We start from the raw sequence: 17,654 nt of genomic DNA on the forward strand, positions 1-17,654 counted from the left end.
AGGGTCGCGAATATTTCGGGCAGCAGGCCGCGCGACCGTTTCCAGCCTGCCGGTATCCAAAAGAGGAAAGGGATGTGCCGCCTGGGCTAGTCCGTCGCTGTCAGCGCCGCCTTCACTGCCCGCGCTACCTGGCGGCTCGACTGGGCGAGCGCCTGGGGTGCAGTGTCTGCGCGCGCATTGACGGTGATCGCCACGCGCACTTCGCGCAGCCCCGCGCCCGGCGTAGCGGCGACGCTTCCCGCGCTGGTCGGCACGAACAGCTCAGGCCCGCGCTCACCCACCATATACGGCCGCCCCGGGCTCACCGGCCCGCCGGTCGCGCGGCCCGGTGCGCCGAACAGGCTGCTCAGCAGGCCGGTCAGCGTGTCGCCCACGCCCTTGCCGCCGGTCACCGAGGCGATGCCTTCGCGCAGCGCTGATCGCGCGATCTCGTCCATCACGCTCAGCACAGTGCGCTTGAGGTCCTCGAACCCGAACTTGCCGGTGCGCACCGAGCGCAGCAGCGCGTTCTCGATTGCCCGGCCGGCACGGTTGGCGCCGGCTTCCAGCGGGCCCTCCAGGCCGGCGCGCATCTCCTCCACGTCGCGGGCAAAGGCACGCGTATCGGTGCGCACCTCGACCAGCAGCCGCTCGATCACTTCCTCATCCATCGGGAAATTGCTCCTTCAGCCTTGCGAGCGCGCCCGCATCGGGCGGCAGCGCCGCCTCGCCGCGGATCGCATCGAGCAGCGCGCCCAGCTCGGCCGGAGTCGCCGCCCAGAAGTCGGCGGGCCGCCAGCCGAACATCGCCCCTGCCGCGCCGGCCAGCCGCCGGGCATTGTCCGCGAAGGTCATCGTCCGGCCAGGATCTGCCCGATCAGCACGCGAAGCGCCGGGGTGATCGCCTTCAATCCCGCGGCCACCAGCGCCTCGCCGAACGTCGCGCGGTCGATCGCCGGCGGATCCTTCAGACAATGCCAGAACAGGCCCACGATCTCGGCGATGCCCAGCGTGCCCGATGCCGCGCGCTCGACCAGCTCGAACAGTGGCCCCAGCTCGCCCTCGGCCGCCACCAGCGCCTGGAAGCTCGGGCGCAGGACATGCGTCACGCCGTCCAGCACCAGCGCCGCCTCGCCGCGTTCCGGATTTGCGGCGCTCATGCCGACACCACCGGGCCGGAGCTCTCCAGGCTCAGCGTGTAGCTGCGCTCGCCGTTGAAATCGCCGGCATAGTCGAGCCGGGTGACCAGGAACTTGGCGCTGACCGTCTCGCCGCTCTCGAAGCTCAGCCGATAGTCGTCGAGCACGCCGGAAAGCGCATTGGCCTTCAGCCGCACCTCCGCCGCCGATCCGGTGAACACGCCGGCGCCCGATACGCTCACCGATCGCACCCCCGCGCCCGACAGCAGCTCGCGCCATCCGCCGCTGTCCTTGCTGGTGATCGCCACCATCTCGCCGTTCACGCTCATCTGCGTGGTGCGCAGCCCGGCCACGGTCGCATAGACCACCGGCACCGCGCCGTTCCCCACCTTGAGCAGGAACGCGCTACCCTTCTCTGCCGCCATTGCTCTCTCCTCAAAGCGCGCTGCGGAGCATCCGCACGCGAAATTCGCTCACCGATTGCCAGCGCCCGTCCCCCTCGCGGCTGATCCGGGATCGCAGCAGCACCAGGCTGGCAACTTCCCAGCCTTCGCCGATCGCGCGCGGCATCGCCTCGATCTTCGCCTCGACCGCGCCCGCCAGCCCGCGCAGCCGCGCCGGCCGCTCGCCCGCGTCGAACAAGGTGACGGCGAACCGCCCCTCGCGCCCGGCCATGTCCTTGGTGCCCCAGTCGGAAAGCCAGGCCTCCTCGACCAGTGCATAGGGGCGCGCCGCACGCACCGGCGGCGCGTCGAACACGGCGGTCACCTCGAGCCCGGCCAGCGCCTCGACCAGCGCCGCCTGCAGCACTGCCTGCACGCTCATTTGAGCAGCCCTCCGATCCAGCGCAGCCGCGCGCGCAAATCACGCCCCTCGATCACCAACCCGTCGTCGCGCAGCTCGACCCGGGCATCCGGCACGGCCTCGCGCACGCGATCGGCGACGCGCGCGCTCGCCCGTTCCACCGCGCTCATGCCGCGAGCCGCACGCGGCGCCACGGCCGCCACAGCGCGCTCACCGCCGCCGGCGGCGCCAGACCATTCTCACGGTGGTCGAACAGATGCGCGACGAGCAGCACGACGCCCGTCGCGATGGGCGGCGGCAGGTCGCCCCAACCCGCCGCCGTCCCCGCACGGTAGCCGACGGTCACCCGCCCGCTCGCGCGCACCCAGCCCAGCCCCTGGGTGTCGATGTCGATCGCCACGTCGATCCCGGCATCGATCTCGGTAACCGGCGCCATCGTCAGCGCCTTCCAGTGGCGCTTCGATTCCACATCCTCGCTGAAGTCCCGCGCGATCAGCGCCGTCCCGGTAAACGCCTCGGCCAGCGCCAGCGCGCTCGCCGCCAGCCCTTCGATCAGCGCATCCTCGCTCGCCCCGGCGATCCGCAGATGCGCCTTGGCAGCCTCGCGCGCGGCCTCGATCACCGCGCTTGGAAAAGGCGGAGAATCCATATCGTCTCCTGTCGCAAAGAGAGAGGGGGCGCCGCCCTCCCCGAACGGCGCCCGCGAAGGTGATCAGGCCGAGAATTTCAGCAGCTTGATCGCCTCCGAATTGCTCACCATCCCGCCGACGCGCTTGGTCGCGTAGAAATGGACGAACGGCTTGTTGCTGTACGGATCGCGCAGGATCTGCGTCTCGCCGCGCTCGGCGATCAGGTACCCCGCCTGGAAATTGCCGAACGCGATCGACAGGCTGTTCGCCGCGATGTCGGGCATGTCCTCGGCCTCGACCACCGGGTACCCCAGCAGGGTCGCCGGCTGCCCCGCCGCCAGCGAGGGCTGCCACAGCAGCGCGCCGTCGCTCGTCTTGAACTTGCGCACCCGCGCCAGCGTCGCCGAGTTCATCACCCAGCTCGCGCCCTGGCGGTACGGCGCGCGCAGCGCCTGGACGATGTCGATCAGCTTCTCCTCGGGATTGGCCGCAAAGGCCCCCGCCGCGCCGCTCACGATATACTGCAGCGTGCCGAACGCCCGCACGCCGTCACCGGTCGCCGCATTGGGCGCCGACAGGAAGCCCTTGGGCTTGTTCATCCCATTGCCACCGACGAACGCCGCGCCCTCGGCCGCCGCGAACTCGCGCGCGATCTCGTCGCTCAGCCAGGTCTCGACGTCGAAGCCAGCATCGTCGAGCATCGCCTGGCTCGCCGCCGGATTGGCGTAGAGGTCGCCCATCGGCGGCGCGACTTCGTTGAACACCGGCGTATCGGTCTCGTCGCGCGCTGCGGTCTCCGCCGCCCAGCCGCTCTCGAAGCCGCCGCTCGCCACCAGCTTGCGATAGCCGCTCGACCCCACCGTCACCACATTGGCGATGCTGCGGATCGGCGACACCGCCTTCAGCGTCGCGTCGATCCGCGCATCGAGCTCGTCGGGCACGGCATAGCCGCCCGCCGCATCGCTCGCGCCGCTCATCGCCTTGGCCTCGAGCCCGCCGCCCGAGCGCAGGAAATTCTCGAACGCCGCGCCGGCGATCGGCCGCGCACCCGCGAGCATCGGCCGCTCCGGCGGCAATCCGCTGCGTTCCATCGCCTCGAAGCTCGCCTCGAGCGCATCCGCCTTCACTTCGATCATTCCCGTCTCCCGTCCACGCCAAAAAGCCCGGACAGGAGCCTCCCGCCGGGGTTCAAAAAATCCGTCTCTCGAAAAGCGCTCAGTCCAGCGCGTGCACCCGCGCCAGCGGCTGCATCGGGCTCGCCACCAGGCTCACTTCGACCAGGTCGAGCGCCGTGATCTCGCGCACGTTGCCGCGCCGCGCTTCCTTCACCCGGTAGCCGAAGGAGAGCCCCGTCACCGCCCCGGCGCGCAGCCGCTCGGCCAGCCCCGGCGCTTCGACCCGCCCGATCACGCGCAGCCCGCGCGCATCCTCGCCGATCGCTTCGATCTCGCCCACCGGCACGCCCTGATGCTGCCAGAGCAGCGGCACCCGCCGCGCGCCGGCAAAAGCGCCCTTGCGCACCACGTCGCCGCCGCGATCGACCGCGTCGAACACCGCGGCATAGCCCGCGAAGCGCACCGCGCCTCCTGGGGCGCCCCGATCCGTCACTTCAGCCACCCCGGAAAGCCAAGCTTCACTGCCAGCCCCACCAGCACCAAGGCCGCCGTCATCCGGCCCGCCCATTGGAACGCCGCCTTGAGCGCCGACCGCTTCGCATCGCGCCACGCGCTCAGCAGCTCGCGGAGCTCCGACATGTCCTTGGCGGCGCCGCTGTCCTCAAGGCCCAGCCGCGACAGCGCCCGCTGCGCGCCCATCGCGCCGGCTTCCTCCGCGATCGCGCGGAGCGTCACCAGCCCGGCGCCTTCCGCCTCGGCCTGCGCGATAAGCTGCGCCAGCATGTCACCGTTACTCATTGCACACCTACCATTTCACGCTTCTCGTCATCGCTGAGGAACACCGCGGCGTTGACCTGCGCCCAGAGCCGCTCGCGGTCCTCCGCCAGCGCGGTCACCCGGTCGAGATCCACCGCCAGGCTCGCGTCGGGGAACCAGCCCGCCAGCCCCTCGGCCAGCGCGCTCAATATCTTGTCGGCGAGCGGCAGGATCGCGAGCCGCCACAGCGCGCGATTGGCCTCGCGGTAATTGGCGTACGCCGCATCCCCCGGCAGCCCGAGCAGCATCGCCGGCACGCCGAACGCCAGCGCGATTTCGCGCGCCGCCGCTGCCTTCAGTCCGACGAAGTCCATGTCCGCCGGGGTCAGGCTCATCGCCTGCCATTTGAGCCCGCCTTCGAGCAGCATCGGCCGCCCGGCATTGGCGGCGCCGGCGAACCCGGCCTCCATTTCGCTTTTCAGCCGGGCAAACTGCTCGGCGCCGAGCACGCTGCCGTCGCCCGGATCATGGACCAGCGCGCCCGAGGGCCGCGCTGCATTGTCGAGCAGCGCCTTGTTCCAGCGCGCCGCGGCATTGTGGATCGCCACTGCGCCCGAGGCCGCGCCCAGGCAGCCCAGCCCATAATGATCGTCGATCGGCGAGAAGGCGCGGATATGCACCAAGGCCGGCCGCCCGGCCGCGTCCTCCGCGCTCAGCCGCGCGACATTCTCGCCGACCTTGTAGCGATAGGCGACCGGCCAGCCCCGCGCATCGGGCTCCACGCTCACCCGTTCAGGGCGCAGCGCATAAAGCTCGCGCACTGCGCTGTCGTCGCCGGTCAGGACCTGCACATAGCCATTGCCGTGCAGCAGGATATGCGCCGCCAGCGTCTCGATCAGCGGCTGCCCGCCCGATCGCGCCGTCACCAGCGCGAGCAGCGCCGGATCGCTCGCCTTGAGCACCGCGCTGCCCGCACCTTCGGCAACCAGCTTCACTGCGCGCTGCGCCACCGGATTGTGGCAATAGGCCTCGCGCAGCTGCGCCTCGTAACTGCGCGGCCATTCGCCGACGCCGCCGACAAAGCTTCCCGCCCGCGACAAAGCCGGCCGCGCGCCTTCGCGCGCGGACTTCCGTCCGAACCATTTCATGCCTGTCTCCTGAATTGCCGGACGATTTCCAAGCTGTTCCCCGGCGAAGGCCGGGGCCCAGTTGCAATGTCATTCGAGAGGTGCGGACACCTCACCAGCTACGTCGATGCTGGGCCCCGGCCTTCGTCGGGGAACATGGGGCGCTATGCGCAAGGGTTCTTCGTCGCCAGTTCCGCTGCCGTCAGCCGCGCATCCCCGTCGCAATCGCGCGTCCAGTAACCTGCGGCCAGCCCGGCGCGAAGCAGGTCGAGCTCGCTGCCCTTGCCCGGCACCGTCGCGGCGAGCATCGCCGTCACTTCCCCGGCGTCCAGCGCCCCATCACGATCCACATCGAAGCGCGCCACCAGCGCCGCGCTCCCCGCGCCGACCAATGCCGCTCCGCCGATCGCGCAGCCGCACAGCATCAGCATCCCGGCAAGCGCAATCGCCTGCCGGGACCAGTTCGGTTCCGTCATGTCGGTTCTCCAATGATGTCCAAATTTCCGTCATCCCTGCGAAGGCGGGGATCCAGGGTCGCAAAGGGCGTGGTTCTGTCGCTCTGGATCCCCGCCTTCGCGGGGATGACGATAAGAGGCCAGGGGCCTTCCTAAAGCCCCCGCACCGCCGCCTTCGCGCGCCGCCCGAGCATCAGCTCGGTCAGCGCCCAGACCAGTGCATCGGCGCGGTCCGGCGATCGGCCCGGCCCTTCATAGCCGCCGCCGAGCACCAGGCCGCACAGCTCGTCCTCCAGCGCCGGAAACACGCCCCAATGCCGCACCTTGCCCGTTTCGTAGAGCAGGCTCACCGGCTCGGCCCGCGCGGTCTTGCCCTGGCTCGCATGCACCAATGTCACCGGCAGCCCGCTGTCCGCGCCGAGCAGCACGCTCTTCACCATCGCGCCGCCCTGGTTCTTCTCCGCCACCACCCGATCCGCGCCGTGCCGCGCCGCACAGGCAGCCACCGCGCGCGCCCAGCCCTCGGGCGTTGCGCCCTGCACGCTGGCATCCTCGAGCACCCAGCCTCTGCCGTCGCGGCCGACCCCCGCCGCCACGATCCCGCAGGCATCGCCGCCCACGCCCGCCGGCGGATCGACGCCGACCACAATACGCGTCAGCGCGGGCACCGCCTCCGCCCGGCATGCTTCCAGCAATTCGCGTTTCCACAGCGCGCCCTCGACCTCGTCGATCATCTCGCCGTCCAGCTCCTGCCGGCCCAGCCGCGTGCCGCCATAGTCCGCCGTCATCGCCTCGATGAAGCTCATCGGCAACCACGGGTTGGCCGCGGTCCGCCCACAGGTTTCGTGCACGCCCGGCAGCGTCATAACCTTGCGCATCAGTTTCACCGGGCGCGGCGTCGTCGTCACCACGATCCGCGGCGCCTCGCCCAGCCGCATGCCCAGCATCATATTGTCCCAGGCCGCCTCGCCGCGCTGGCCCCATTTCGCCAGTTCGTCGCACCAGGCGAAATGATGCTCGGGCCCGCGCAGCCCCTCGGGCGCGCCGGCTGAATAGACATGCGCTTGCGCCCCGCTCGGAAAGATCAGTTCGCCGGTGCTGCGATGCCACACCAGTTTCTCGTCCTCGCGTGCCGCAGCCAGCAGCCCGCCCGCGCCCTCGATCATCACATGCTGCACATCGGCTTCGTTGCCGCCCACCAGCGCGATCCGCGCATCGGGATTGGCGCGCGCCCGGGCATGGACCCATTCGGCGCCGGCACGGGTCTTGCCGAAGCCGCGACCGGCGCGGATCAGCCAGATCCGCCAGTCGCCCTTCGGCTCGAACTGACCCTTGTGTGCCCATTGCCACCAACGCTCGACATATTCGCGCTGCTGGGGTTTGCTCAGCTCCCGGATCGCCTTTGCCCGGTCCTCCGGGGCATAGCCGAGCAGCCGTTCGAACAGGTCCTCGCTGCGCATCTTCTCACTGCGCATCCTGTTTCTCCGCGGCCTCGCGGGCACGGGCCCGATCGATCGCATCCAGCTTCCGCAGGATAACCGCATCGGTTTCCTCGGGCCGGGCGCGCTTGAGCGCCGGGCCGCCCTTCCATTTGCCGTTCAGGCTGTTGCGATGCAGGCCGAGCAGGCGGATCGCCTCCGCCACGTCGATCTCGCGGCCATCCTCGCAGGAAATCATGTCGCCGCCGCCGCCCAGCACATGGCCGAGCAGAATCGTCTCCAGCATCTCGTATCCAAGGATCAGCGCCTTGCGCCATTCCTCGGCGAATTCCTCATCCTTGCGGCGCAGATGATAAACGCTCGGCGGCGTCATCCCTGCATGCGCGGCCGCCGCGCGCACATTGCCGGTGCTGGCCAGATGATCCAGAAAGGCTGAGCGCTTGGCCTTGGTCCAGCGCACCCAGCGCCGTCGCTTCTTCTCCACGGCTCCTCTCCCGAAAAGAAAAAGGGCCGGAAGGCGTTACCGCCCCGGCCCGACTCGCAATTCTTCAGCGTGCTCTACTTGTGCCACATCAGCGTGACGATGTCAAGCATAAAGTGCCTATTTGGTTAATTATGGGCAAACGGGCTTGGCTCGTCGATATGGCGCTTGCGAGAGGGAAGGGCTTTGGAAGGGGAGAGGGGGCGCCCTTAGAAGGGCATCCAGCGCTTCTTCTCGCTGAACTTCATATAGCCGGCGTTGACGCCGAGCCGCCAGCCGACGCCGAGGCGCACCGGGATCAGCACCACATCGCCGCGGCGCAGATAGGATGCGGAGAGGCCGCCGACGAAATAGGCGCGGCCCTCGCCCTGCGGGAAGCGCTTGTAGAGCTCCTGGCTGTCGTAAAGGTTGTAGACCAGCACGAACACCTTGTTGGCGTCGCCGCCCACGTCGAAGCCGATCGACGGGCCGGTCCAATAGACCTTCCGCTCGCCTTCGACCTTGTGGAACAACATGCCCGATCCGTAGCGCAGGCCGACGCCGATCGCGCCCGAGGCTTCGCTGCCGGCGATATAGCCGTTGGGCTGGCCCTGATCCTTGAGGATGTCCTCGAGCAGCTTGGCCAGGCCCGATGCGCCCTTGCCGAACACACCCTCGGCGGCACCGACCAGCTCGTCGCGCTGATAGGTGGTGGCCTGCTGGCGCGGGCTGAGATTGGGATTGGGATTATAGGGCGGCTGGCCCGGCTGCTGCTGCGCCGGATAGGGCTGGGCGGGCGGAGCGTCCTGCTGCTGCTGCGCGGGCGCGTCGTACGGGTCCTTGGCCGGCGGGGGCGTGTTCAGGTCCGAATCGATCGCGGTATTGGGGTCGATCGTCGTCATCTGCTGCTGTGCGGAAGCCGGTACGGCGCCCATTCCGAGCGCGGCCGCTGCCGCCACAAGCATCAGTTCACGAACGCGCATGGTCGAATTACCCCAGCCCACCAGAAGCTCTGTCTATAGGGGGCGCGGCTGTCCCGGCAATGAACGAGCGGCAAATAGAGTCGATTTCGCGTCAAGCTGGGCGTTGATTGCTCCGAAACCCCTGCTATAGGGCCTTCCCTCTAGCCGTTATCCGGAGACGTGGGTGAGTGGCTGAAACCAACGCTTTGCTAAAGCGTCATACGGGAAACCGTATCGAGGGTTCGAATCCCTCCGTCTCCGCCACCGCTTTATCCCATTGATATTATTCGGTATTTCAACGGGGCGCCGCCCAAGCAGGGGTTTGGCGCACGTGAGAAATCCTGCGTCTCCTACTGATTCGCGCAGGCTTGGCAGTAGGGCGCAAAGCGCTTAGGCAGAGCGCATGCCCAGCAGGCAGCCCGAAGCGTCGATCCCGCGCACTGAGAAAAAACCCCGTGTCCGCAAACCGCGGCCGCGTTCGCTGCGTCTCCATGGCACGGTGGCGCGCACGCTCGGCATTCGCATCGTGTCGGGCCAGCTTGCCCCGGGTGAAATACTGGAAGGCGAGATCGCGGCCAGCGAGCAGTTCAAGGTCTCGCGCACTGCGTACCGCGAAGCGATCCGGATTCTCGCCGCCAAGGGCCTGGTCCATTCGCGCCCCAAGATCGGCACGCAGGTAAGCCCGCGCCGCGAATGGCATCTGCTCGATCCGGATGTGCTGACCTGGATCTTCGCCGGTGAGCCCGATGACGCGCTGATCGAGAGCCTGTTCGAACTGCGCCGCATCGTCGAGCCCGACGCCGCCCGTATGGCCGCGCTGCGCCGTACGCCTGAGCAACTCGCCCGCATGCAGGAAGGGCTGGCGGGCGTGGATCGCCACGGCTTCGATTCGGAGGAGGGGCGCTGCTGCGACGAAGCCTTCCACTCCGCGCTGCTCGAGGCCTCGGGCAACGACTTCATCATCTCGCTGACCAGCGGCGTCGCTGCGGCGATCGAACTCACCACTGCGTTCAAGCAGCAGCATCTGCCCGCCCCGCACGACGCGCTGCCCGTCCACCTTGCGGTGCTCGAGGCGATCGAGGCGCAGGATGCCGAGCGCGCGCATGACGCGATGGCCCGGCTTGTCGATCGCGGCTTTGCCGACACGATGGAGGCGCGCAAGCCCGGCGCCGGCCCGGTGCCCCGCATGCGGATCTCCTGCTGAGCCGCGCGCACTTCCAACCGCTCTGAACCCTAACTTCGCAGCTGTGCCCGATTGCATTTTGCCACGGCGCTACCTAAGTCCCGCACGGGCAATGTTACCGCTAACTTTAGAACGCACGACAGGAGAGCAGGCATGGCGCTGACCGGCGAATTGTTCATTGCATCGAAGCGCGTCCGCCGCGACGGTCCGGGCTTCCAGGCCGTAGCCGCCTCGACCGGAACGCCGCTGGAGCCGAGCTTCAGCATGGCAACCAGGGAAGACGTCGAAGCCGCTGCTGCTGCCGCCGCGGCCGCCTTCCCGATCTATTCCGGCCTGGCGCGCGAGCAGCGCGCCGCGTTCCTCGAAGCGATCGCCGACGAGATCGACGCGCTGGGCGAGACGCTTACCGAGCGCGCGATGCAGGAAAGCGGCCTGCCGCATGCCCGCCTGACCGGTGAACGCGGCCGCACCTCGGGTCAGCTGCGCCTGTTCGCCAAGGAACTGCGCCTCGGCGAGTATCTGCGCGCGCGCATCGATCACGCCATTCCCGATCGCCAGCCCGCGCCCAAGCCGGACCTGCGCCTGCGCATGATCCCGCTCGGCCCGGTCGTCGTGTTCGGCGCCTCCAACTTCCCGCTCGCCTTCTCCGCCGCCGGCGGCGACACCGCGTCGGCGCTTGCCGCAGGCTGCCCGGTGATCGTGAAGGGCCATTCGGCGCACCCCGGCACGTCGGAACTGGTTGCCGGCGCGATCCAGCGCGCGGTCGCCAAGACCGGCATGCCCGAGGGCGTTTTCTCGCTGATCAACGGCGCCGGCAACGAAGTCGGCTCGGCGCTCGTCACCGATCCGCGCGTCAAGGCCGTGGGCTTCACCGGCTCCCGCGGTGGCGGCACGGCGCTGATGAAGCTCGCCGCGAACCGCCCGGTGCCGATCCCCGTCTATGCCGAGATGAGCAGCATCAACCCGGTCTTCCTGCTCCCTGCCGCGCTCGAGGCGCGCGCCGAGGTGCTCGGCAAGGCCTATATCGGTTCGCTGACCATGGGTGCCGGCCAGTTCTGCACCAATCCCGGCCTGGTCCTCGCACTCGAGAGCCCGGCGCTCGACCGTTTCCTCGCCGCAGCCAGCGAAGCCGTGTCGGGTGCGGCGGCGCAGACCATGCTGACCCCCGGTATCCTCAAGGCCTATGAGAGCGGCGTCGCCCGCTGGGCCTCGGCGCCTGGCCTCAAGCAGGTCGCGCGGGGCCAGCAAGGCTCGGCCAGCTGCGGCCGCGCTGCCTTGTTCGAGATGACCGGCGCGGACTTCATCGCCGATCCGAGCCATGCCGAGGAAGTCTTCGGCGCTGCCTCGCTGCTCGTGCGCTGCGCGAATATCGAGGAACTGCTCAAGGTCGTGTCGCTGCTCGAAGGCCAGCTCACCGCGACGCTGCACCTCGATGATGCCGACACCGAAGTCGCGGCGAAGCTGCTGCCGATCCTCGAGCGTCTCGCCGGCCGCATTCTCGCCAATGGTTGGCCGACCGGCGTCGAAGTGACCGACGCACAGGTTCATGGCGGCCCCTACCCGTCGACCGCGGATGGCCGCAGCACCTCGGTCGGCACACTGGCGATCGATCGCTTCCTGCGTCCGGTCGCCTATCAGGATCTGCCGGCGGCTTTGCTCCCGGCGGACCTGCGCGACGGCGATGCGGACATCCCGCGCCGCGTCGATGGCAAGGTTATGCTGTAACGCGCTGCGCCAAGCGGAAATACGGAAAGGCCGGGCTCGCTACCCGGCCTTTTCCTTTTTAGCCGGGAAACGCTTCCTCCAAGCCAGCGGCCGTTCGAAAGCGGAAGGCGATGTCGTGGCGATACACCTGGCCCGGATCGAGCCGCGCCGAGGGGAAGCCCGGCCGGTTCGGGCTGTCTGGAAATTTCTGCGGCTCGAGGCAAAGTCCATCGCGCGCGGCATAGACGCGCCCGCTCGTGCCCGGCGGGCCGCCGGCCAGATGATTGCCCGAATAGAATTGCAGCCCGGGCTCACCCGAATGGAGATCGAGCACGCGCCCCGATCCCGGATCGAACAGCGTGGCGACGCAGCGCGGAGCGCCGTCGATCACGAAATTATGGTCATAACCGTGGCCAAGCCGGAGCTGCGCATCATCGGCGTCGATCCGCTCGCCGACCCGCCTGGGGACGCGGAAGTCGAAGGGGGTGCCGCTGACATCGGCAAAGGCGCCCGTCGGGATCAGCCCGGGGCCCACCGGTGTGGTGCGGCTGGAGGAGATCCGCAGCACATGGTCGAGAATGGTCGTGCCGCTCGCCTCGCCGCCGAGGTTGAAATAGGCGTGGTTGGTCAGGTTCACCACTGTCGGCGCGTCGGTGGTCGCGGTCAGCAGGATGGCGAGCCCGTCGTCTTCCAGCTTGTAGCGTGCTTCCACCGTCAAGCTGCCCGGAAAGCCGTTATGTCCCGCCGGGCTGACATGGCGGAACGTCACTGCATCCTCGGTCAGCGCCACCACGTCCCAATGCTGCTGGTCGAGCCCCATCGGCCCCGAGTGCAAGCTGTTCGCGCCGTCATTCGCCGCGATGCGATGCTCCACCCCGTCGAGTGTGAAGAGCGCGCCGCCGATCCGGTTGGCATAGCGCCCGGTCACCGCGCCATAGAAGCGCGGCGTCCCGCGATAGTCCTCGAGATTCGCGAACCCCAGCACCACATTCGCGCGTGCGCCGTTCCGGTCGGGCACCTGCAGCACGCGTAGCGCCGCGCCGAGCGTGATCAGCTCGGCGCGATAGGGCCCACGCGCGATCGCGATCGTCTCGATCACTTGGTACCGGGGCAGATCGAGTTGGCCGGATCCGAGACGATGCGCACGTCAGCAAGGCTGAAGCTGAGCGGTGCGCTCGCCTTCACCACCAGTGGTGCGCCGACCGCGTTCACGTCGGTCCCATTCTGCTGATAGCATTTGAGCAGGACTTTAACCGTCCGCCATTTGCCGGTCTCGCCGGTGAACAGACTGGTCGCGTCAAAGCCCTTGCCCTCGCCCATGGTCAGCGTCACCGGCCCCGCCGCCGCGCGGTCGAGCCGGTAGATGAGCTGCAGCGACAGGTCGCCATTGGTCTCGCGCGAAAGATTGATCGGGGCGCCGCCGCCGATGCTCAATGTCGCCGGGCCGCCGGTCCAGTTGAGCTGCTGCGCGCCTTCCTGCGTCTGCGGCCCGTCGATCGGCGCGCGGGTGATGTTCGATTCGGTGGCGAAGGAGAAGGGCTTGGGCGTCACGCCCTTGGCGAAATAGACACTGGTATTGAGCGACGAGGCGTCGAAGCCCGGTTCCTCGCCCAGTATCGCCACCGTTTCCGGCTTGGCGTAGCTCAGGCCATAGCCGAGCGCGAACAGCGGGTCATAGCCCGGCTGGCCTTTGTTGAGCGTGAACTGGCCGGCAGTCTTGGGCCAGCTGAACGAAAGCGTGCCGCCAAAGTCCCTGCGCGGCTTGCCGGCCTTGTCGCCGATGATCACATCCGCCACGCCCGCGCCTTCGCTGCCCGGCAGCCACGCCGCGACGAACGCGTCCGAGGCGTTGATCTCGGGGTTCACCCAGAGCGGCCGGCCGGAGAGGAACACCGACACGGTCGGCACGCCTGCCGCCTTCAACTTCTTGAGCAGCGCCAACGCCTGCTTGTCCCCCGCCTGGAATTCCAGCGTCGCGATGTCGCCGCGCATCTCGGCATAGGGCTGCTCGCCGAATACCACGATCGCGACATCGGGCTTTGCGGTGAAGCTGCCATCGGGCGAGAGCGTCGCGGTGCCGCCCCCGGCCTTCACCGCCTCGGCGATGCCCGAGAAGATCGACTGGCCGTTGGGGAACATCGAATTGTCATTGCCGTCGCCCTGCCAGCTCAGCGTCCAGCCGCCGGTCTGCTGCGCAATCGAATCGGCACCCGGTCCGGCGACGAGCACATTGGCGGAAGCCTTTACCGGCAGCACGCCCTGATTCTTGAGCAGCACCAGCGACTTGGCCACCGCTTCGCGGGCGACCGCGCGATGCTCGGTATTGCCCAGCACCCCGGCCTTGCCCTCGAACGGACGGGCAGGGTCGAACAGGCCCAGCTTCGCCTTCACGCGCAGGATGCGACGCACGGCGTCGTCGATCCGCGCCATCGGGATCGTACCGTCCTTCACATGCGCCACCGTGCTCTCGAACAGGCCCTTCCAGCCATCCGGCGCCATCGCCATGTCGAGCCCGGCATTGAACGTCGCGGCGCAGTCGGTGGTGGTGCAGCCGGGCACCTGACCATGGCCGTTCCAGTCGCCCACGACAAAGCCCTGGAAGCCCATCCGGTCCTTGAGCACATCGGTGAGCAGCGACTTGTTGCCATGCATCTTGACGCCGTTCCAGCTCGAGAAGCTCGCCATCACAGTGAGCGTGCCGGCCTGGATCGCGGGGACATAGCCCTGGGCATGGATGGCGATCAGTTCGTCCTCGCCGATCTGCGCATCGCCCTGGTCGACGCCACCGGCGGTGCCGCCGTCGCCGAGGAAATGCTTGGCCGATGCGGCGACATAGCCCTGCTGGATACGGTTCTTGGTGCCGGGTTCGCCCTGCAGCCCGCGCACCATCTCGCCGGCATAGGCGCGCACGACCGCCGGATCTTCCGAATAGCCTTCATAGGCACGACCCCAGCGCTCGTCCTGCGGCACGGTAAGGGTGGGGCCGAACGCCCAGTCGGGTCCGGTCGCGGCGGTTTCCTCGGCGGTCGCCTTGCCGATACGGCGCATCAGCGCGGGATCGTGCATCGCGCCGAGGCCGACATTGTGCGGGAAGATCGTCGCGCCGATGACGTTGCTGTTGCCGTGCACCGCATCGATGCCAAAGATCAGCGGGATGGGCTGATGCTTGCCGCGCGGCTCCATCGCCACCTTGCGGAAGGCGCGGGCGGTCTCGACCCAGGGCATTTGCGGCGAGCGGTCGGGTGCGCCGAGCGGGGGCGAGCTGCCGCCCGCCAGCACCGAGCCGAGCGGATATTGGCGCAGCTCCTCGGGCTTCATCGCGCCGATGTCCGCCTGGATCATCTGGCCGACCTTCTCCTCGAGCGTCATCGTCGCCATCAGATCGCTGACGAACTTCTCGGTCGCCGGATCGACCAGCCCCTGCGAGCCCGCGATCGGCCATTTCTCCGGATGCACCGTTGCGGCTTCCGACAGCGCTGTCGGCGCGTGCTGCGCAAAAGCGGGCGACGCGGCCCAGAGGATCGTGGTCGACAGCAACAGCTTCAGGCCAGGCCGCATTTCTCTCTCCATCTTTATTATTTCTGGTAGCGATAACAGAAGATCATCGCGCGAGTCCACGCTCCAACCATCTCGCCGCCTCGTCGGGACTTGCTTTGTTACTGTCGCGATCCACCATGTAATTGGCCTCGCGCATCCGCTCGACGCTGATCGCACCGATCAGCGGCTTGAGCGCCGCCTGGAAGCGCAAATCCTCGGCGCGACCCGGGGCGAGCAGCAGGATCGCGTCATATCCCGGGATCGCGCCCTTGGGATCGCTCAGCACCGCGAGCTTGTCCGCCGCGATCCGTCCGTCCGAAGAAAAGGCCGGGATCACGTCCGCCGTACCACTAGCCAGCGCGCGGTACATGAAGGTCGGTTGATAGGGATGGGCCGATTTGAAGCTCAGGCCGTACGCCTTCTTCACCGCCGCCCATTCGGGCCGCTCGAGAAACTCGACATCGGTGGCGAGGTTCAGGCCGCCGGCCACCGGCGTCAGATCGGCAATGCTGGTTATCCCGCGCTTCTTCGCATCGTCGCCGCGCATCGCAAAGGCATAGGCATTCTCGAAGCCGAGCGAGCCGAGCAGGGTCACCTTGTGCTTCTCGCGCGCCCAGCTCGCGACCCCGCTCACGATCGCATCGCGCGGCGGCACGTCGCTGCGGCGCATCTCGTTGGTCCAGATCGTCCCCGAATAATCGACATAGACATCGACATCACCGCCCGCGAGAGCACTGAACGCCACCGCCGATCCCAGCCCCTCGCGGTAGCGGACCTTATACCCCGCTGCTTCCAGCCGGTGCCCGATCAGCCGGGCGAGGATGTACTGCTCGGAGAAACCCTTGGCGCCGATCGTCACGGTGCCGCGCGCCGCCGGCAGGGCAGGGACCAGCGCCACCGCGACCGCGATCAGCAGCGTCCCCAGGCTGACCCAGACCAGCCCGCGCTTGCGCCGCGCGATCCCGAACTCCGCCAGCCCCAGCAGCCCGTCGACGGCCAGCGCGAGCACCGCTGCCGCGACGCAGCCGGTCAGTACCAGCGACCAGTTCTGCGTCTGCAGCCCGGCGAAGATCAGGTCGCCCAGGCTCGGCTGGCCCACCGTGGTCGACAGTGTCGCCGCGCCGATCGTCCACACTGCGGCGGTGCGGATGCCGGCCATCAGCACCGGCAACACGAGCGGCGCCTCGACCAGCCGCAGCTTCTGCCACGCGGTCATCCCCACGCCGTCCGCCGCCTCGATCACCGCCGGGTCGATCGTCCCGAGCCCGGTCACGCCGTTCCGCAGGATCGGCAGCAACGCATAGAGCGACAGCGCGAGCAGCGAGGGCAGGAAGCCCAGCGCCGGGATGCCACCGCCGACCAAAGTCGAGAGCGACAACAGGATCGGATAGAAGAGCGCCAGCAGCGCCAGGCTCGGAATCGTCTGCACCAGGCTGGCGAAGCCCAGCGCGATTCGCCCGACCACCCGGTTGCGCGCCGAGAGCACCGCCAGCGGCAGTGCGATCGCCAGTCCGAGCAGCAGCGCCGCCAGTGCCAGCAGCAGATGCTGTGCGAGCAGCTCGGGCACGCGGGACAGCGCGCTCACTTTTCCAGCTCCGCCAGCCGGTGCGCCTGTTCGCGCGGCACTGCGACCAGCGCGTCCGCCGCAGCACCGCCCTTGCCGGCGAGCAGTTCGCGCGGGGTGGCATCGGCGACGATCCGGCCCTTCTCCATCACCAGCACCCGGTCGGCGAGCAGCAGCGCCTCGGCCATGTCGTGCGTCACCAGGATCGTGGTCAGCTCCATCCGGTCGTGCAGCGCGCGGATCGCCTTGCCGAGCCCGTCGCGCGTCACCGGATCGAGCGCACCGAACGGTTCGTCCATCAGCAAGATGCCCGGCCCCGTCGCCAGCGCCCGCGCCACGCCGACCCGCTGGCGCTGGCCGCCTGAAAGCGCATCGGGCATCCGCGACGCCATCTCGGGCGATAACTCGACCAGCTCGAGCAGTTCCGCCACTCGCGCCGCGCTATCTTTCTCCCCCGCCAACCGCAGCCCGATCGCGACATTCTCGCCGACGCGCATGTGCGGGAACAGGCCGACATTCTGGAAGACATATCCGATCCGCCGGCGCAGCTCGGGTGCGGGCCCGGCACCGACGGGCTCGCCACCCACCAGCACGTCGCCCTCGCTCGGTTCGATCAGCCGGTTGACCATCTTGAGCAGAGTCGACTTGCCCGATCCCGAGGCGCCGACCAGCGCGACGAAGCTGCCCGCCGCGACCTCCAGCGACACCCCGTCGACGGCCTTCACGCCCCCCGGCCAGACCTTGCTGACATTTTTGAAGGTAACGGAGCGGCTTTGCTCTGGCATCGATCGTGTTTGTGCG

Annotated in this window: 21 protein-coding genes and 1 tRNA gene; 3 read left to right on the forward strand and 19 right to left on the reverse strand. The window is 68.6% G+C overall.

From position 1 onward, the window contains the following. Positions 1-86: 86 nt before the first annotated feature. From HZY97_RS16955 to HZY97_RS17025, 15 genes are all read right to left on the reverse strand, one after another. The gene (locus HZY97_RS16955) at positions 87-650 is read right to left on the reverse strand and encodes a tail tape measure protein (RefSeq protein WP_180146493.1); all 564 of its coding nucleotides are present in this window, start codon (positions 648-650) and stop codon (positions 87-89) included. Continuing rightward, positions 643-834 carry a phage tail assembly chaperone gene (locus tag HZY97_RS16960; RefSeq protein WP_180146496.1) on the reverse strand — a complete coding sequence of 64 codons (192 nt, stop codon included), beginning with the start codon at positions 832-834 and terminating at the stop codon, positions 643-645. The genes HZY97_RS16955 and HZY97_RS16960 overlap by 8 nt, the downstream gene beginning before the upstream one ends. Further along, on the reverse strand, positions 831-1,139 hold the full coding sequence (locus HZY97_RS16965; RefSeq protein ID WP_180146498.1) for a gene transfer agent family protein: 309 nt from the start codon (positions 1,137-1,139) through the stop codon (positions 831-833). The genes HZY97_RS16960 and HZY97_RS16965 overlap by 4 nt, the downstream gene beginning before the upstream one ends. Then, positions 1,136-1,543: a phage tail tube protein gene (locus tag HZY97_RS16970; RefSeq protein ID WP_180146502.1), complete on the reverse strand. Its 408-nt coding sequence runs from the start codon at positions 1,541-1,543 to the stop codon at positions 1,136-1,138. The genes HZY97_RS16965 and HZY97_RS16970 overlap by 4 nt, the downstream gene beginning before the upstream one ends. Before the next feature lie 10 nt (positions 1,544-1,553). Next, complete coding sequence (locus tag HZY97_RS16975; RefSeq protein ID WP_180146505.1) at positions 1,554-1,943, reverse strand: DUF3168 domain-containing protein; 390 nt, start codon at positions 1,941-1,943, stop codon at positions 1,554-1,556. Beyond that, positions 1,940-2,092, reverse strand: coding sequence for a hypothetical protein (locus HZY97_RS16980; RefSeq protein ID WP_180146507.1), 153 nt, complete (start codon positions 2,090-2,092; stop codon positions 1,940-1,942). Before HZY97_RS16980 ends, HZY97_RS16975 begins: the two co-directional genes overlap by 4 nt. Next, positions 2,089-2,571, reverse strand: coding sequence for a phage head-tail connector protein (locus HZY97_RS16985; protein WP_180146510.1), 483 nt, complete (start codon positions 2,569-2,571; stop codon positions 2,089-2,091). Before HZY97_RS16985 ends, HZY97_RS16980 begins: the two co-directional genes overlap by 4 nt. Positions 2,572-2,634: 63 nt before the next feature. Beyond that, positions 2,635-3,687 (reverse strand): phage major capsid protein, encoded by a 1,053-nt coding sequence (locus HZY97_RS16990; RefSeq protein WP_180146513.1) that lies wholly within the window; start codon positions 3,685-3,687, stop codon positions 2,635-2,637. A 79-nt stretch (positions 3,688-3,766) separates the two neighbouring features. Continuing rightward, entirely contained in the window at positions 3,767-4,129 is a 363-nt protein-coding gene (locus HZY97_RS16995) for an HK97 family phage prohead protease (protein ID WP_373684405.1), read from the reverse strand. A 26-nt stretch (positions 4,130-4,155) separates the two neighbouring features. After that, positions 4,156-4,464 (reverse strand): DUF6127 family protein, encoded by a 309-nt coding sequence (locus HZY97_RS17000; protein ID WP_180146519.1) that lies wholly within the window; start codon positions 4,462-4,464, stop codon positions 4,156-4,158. Continuing rightward, the gene (locus HZY97_RS17005) at positions 4,461-5,570 is read right to left on the reverse strand and encodes a phage portal protein (RefSeq protein WP_180146523.1); all 1,110 of its coding nucleotides are present in this window, start codon (positions 5,568-5,570) and stop codon (positions 4,461-4,463) included. Before HZY97_RS17005 ends, HZY97_RS17000 begins: the two co-directional genes overlap by 4 nt. A gap of 143 nt (positions 5,571-5,713) precedes the next feature. Beyond that, positions 5,714-6,025 carry a hypothetical protein gene (locus tag HZY97_RS17010; RefSeq protein ID WP_180146526.1) on the reverse strand — a complete coding sequence of 104 codons (312 nt, stop codon included), beginning with the start codon at positions 6,023-6,025 and terminating at the stop codon, positions 5,714-5,716. Between the two features lie 131 nt (positions 6,026-6,156). Next, positions 6,157-7,479 (reverse strand): DNA-packaging protein, encoded by a 1,323-nt coding sequence (locus tag HZY97_RS17015; RefSeq protein WP_257215142.1) that lies wholly within the window; start codon positions 7,477-7,479, stop codon positions 6,157-6,159. Then, on the reverse strand, positions 7,469-7,927 hold the full coding sequence (locus HZY97_RS17020) for a hypothetical protein (RefSeq protein WP_180146529.1): 459 nt from the start codon (positions 7,925-7,927) through the stop codon (positions 7,469-7,471). Before HZY97_RS17020 ends, HZY97_RS17015 begins: the two co-directional genes overlap by 11 nt. Positions 7,928-8,133: 206 nt before the next feature. Further along, positions 8,134-8,886: a DUF1134 domain-containing protein gene (locus HZY97_RS17025; RefSeq protein WP_180146531.1), complete on the reverse strand. Its 753-nt coding sequence runs from the start codon at positions 8,884-8,886 to the stop codon at positions 8,134-8,136. Positions 8,887-9,039: 153 nt separating this feature from the next. On the opposite strand from HZY97_RS17025, the gene HZY97_RS17030 reads away from it, so the two are divergent. The 3 genes from HZY97_RS17030 (at position 9,040) to HZY97_RS17040 (ending at position 11,773) form a co-directional block, all read left to right on the forward strand. After that, positions 9,040-9,129, forward strand: a tRNA-Ser gene (locus tag HZY97_RS17030). Between the two features lie 139 nt (positions 9,130-9,268). Continuing rightward, entirely contained in the window at positions 9,269-10,069 is an 801-nt protein-coding gene (locus HZY97_RS17035; protein WP_180146534.1) for a FadR/GntR family transcriptional regulator, read from the forward strand. Positions 10,070-10,201: 132 nt separating this feature from the next. Further along, positions 10,202-11,773 (forward strand): aldehyde dehydrogenase (NADP(+)), encoded by a 1,572-nt coding sequence (locus HZY97_RS17040; protein WP_180146537.1) that lies wholly within the window; start codon positions 10,202-10,204, stop codon positions 11,771-11,773. 58 nt (positions 11,774-11,831) lie between these two features. Here HZY97_RS17040 and HZY97_RS17045 read toward each other — a convergent pair whose 3' ends face one another. From HZY97_RS17045 to HZY97_RS17060, 4 genes are read right to left on the reverse strand one after another with little or no spacing between them, the layout of a single operon-like run. After that, entirely contained in the window at positions 11,832-12,851 is a 1,020-nt protein-coding gene (locus tag HZY97_RS17045) for an aldose epimerase family protein (protein WP_180146540.1), read from the reverse strand. After that, a complete protein-coding gene (locus HZY97_RS17050) occupies positions 12,848-15,310 on the reverse strand; it encodes a glycoside hydrolase family 3 protein (RefSeq protein WP_180146543.1) in 2,463 nt (820 codons plus the stop codon). The genes HZY97_RS17045 and HZY97_RS17050 overlap by 4 nt, the downstream gene beginning before the upstream one ends. A 43-nt stretch (positions 15,311-15,353) precedes the next feature. Then, entirely contained in the window at positions 15,354-16,874 is a 1,521-nt protein-coding gene (locus tag HZY97_RS17055) for an ABC transporter permease/substrate-binding protein (protein WP_180146547.1), read from the reverse strand. Then, positions 16,871-17,638: an ATP-binding cassette domain-containing protein gene (locus tag HZY97_RS17060; protein ID WP_180146550.1), complete on the reverse strand. Its 768-nt coding sequence runs from the start codon at positions 17,636-17,638 to the stop codon at positions 16,871-16,873. The genes HZY97_RS17055 and HZY97_RS17060 overlap by 4 nt, the downstream gene beginning before the upstream one ends. Positions 17,639-17,654 lie beyond the last annotated feature (16 nt).

The sequence above is a fragment of the Sphingomonas sp. R-74633 genome, assembly GCF_013416555.1.
In the GTDB taxonomy this organism is placed as follows: Bacteria; Pseudomonadota; Alphaproteobacteria; order Sphingomonadales; family Sphingomonadaceae; genus Sphingomonas.

Bases quoted from the DNA above. Each gene is read 5' to 3' on its own strand.
- HZY97_RS16955 (WP_180146493.1), bottom strand. From the start codon at position 650: ATGGATGAGGAAGTGATCGAGCGGCTGCTGGTCGAGGTGCGCACCGAT.
- HZY97_RS16960 (WP_180146496.1), bottom strand. From the start codon at position 834: ATGACCTTCGCGGACAATGCCCGGCGGCTGGCCGGCGCGGCAGGGGCG.
- HZY97_RS16965 (WP_180146498.1), bottom strand. From the start codon at position 1,139: ATGAGCGCCGCAAATCCGGAACGCGGCGAGGCGGCGCTGGTGCTGGAC.
- HZY97_RS16970 (WP_180146502.1), bottom strand. From the start codon at position 1,543: ATGGCGGCAGAGAAGGGTAGCGCGTTCCTGCTCAAGGTGGGGAACGGC.
- HZY97_RS16975 (WP_180146505.1), bottom strand. From the start codon at position 1,943: ATGAGCGTGCAGGCAGTGCTGCAGGCGGCGCTGGTCGAGGCGCTGGCC.
- HZY97_RS16980 (WP_180146507.1), bottom strand. From the start codon at position 2,092: ATGAGCGCGGTGGAACGGGCGAGCGCGCGCGTCGCCGATCGCGTGCGC.
- HZY97_RS16985 (WP_180146510.1), bottom strand. From the start codon at position 2,571: ATGGATTCTCCGCCTTTTCCAAGCGCGGTGATCGAGGCCGCGCGCGAG.
- HZY97_RS16990 (WP_180146513.1), bottom strand. From the start codon at position 3,687: ATGATCGAAGTGAAGGCGGATGCGCTCGAGGCGAGCTTCGAGGCGATG.
- HZY97_RS17000 (WP_180146519.1), bottom strand. From the start codon at position 4,464: ATGAGTAACGGTGACATGCTGGCGCAGCTTATCGCGCAGGCCGAGGCG.
- HZY97_RS17005 (WP_180146523.1), bottom strand. From the start codon at position 5,570: ATGAAATGGTTCGGACGGAAGTCCGCGCGCGAAGGCGCGCGGCCGGCT.
- HZY97_RS17010 (WP_180146526.1), bottom strand. From the start codon at position 6,025: ATGACGGAACCGAACTGGTCCCGGCAGGCGATTGCGCTTGCCGGGATG.
- HZY97_RS17015 (WP_257215142.1), bottom strand. From the start codon at position 7,479: ATGCGCAGTGAGAAGATGCGCAGCGAGGACCTGTTCGAACGGCTGCTC.
- HZY97_RS17025 (WP_180146531.1), bottom strand. From the start codon at position 8,886: ATGCGCGTTCGTGAACTGATGCTTGTGGCGGCAGCGGCCGCGCTCGGA.
- HZY97_RS17035 (WP_180146534.1), top strand. From the start codon at position 9,269: ATGCCCAGCAGGCAGCCCGAAGCGTCGATCCCGCGCACTGAGAAAAAA.
- HZY97_RS17040 (WP_180146537.1), top strand. From the start codon at position 10,202: ATGGCGCTGACCGGCGAATTGTTCATTGCATCGAAGCGCGTCCGCCGC.
- HZY97_RS17050 (WP_180146543.1), bottom strand. From the start codon at position 15,310: ATGCGGCCTGGCCTGAAGCTGTTGCTGTCGACCACGATCCTCTGGGCC.
- HZY97_RS17060 (WP_180146550.1), bottom strand. From the start codon at position 17,638: ATGCCAGAGCAAAGCCGCTCCGTTACCTTCAAAAATGTCAGCAAGGTC.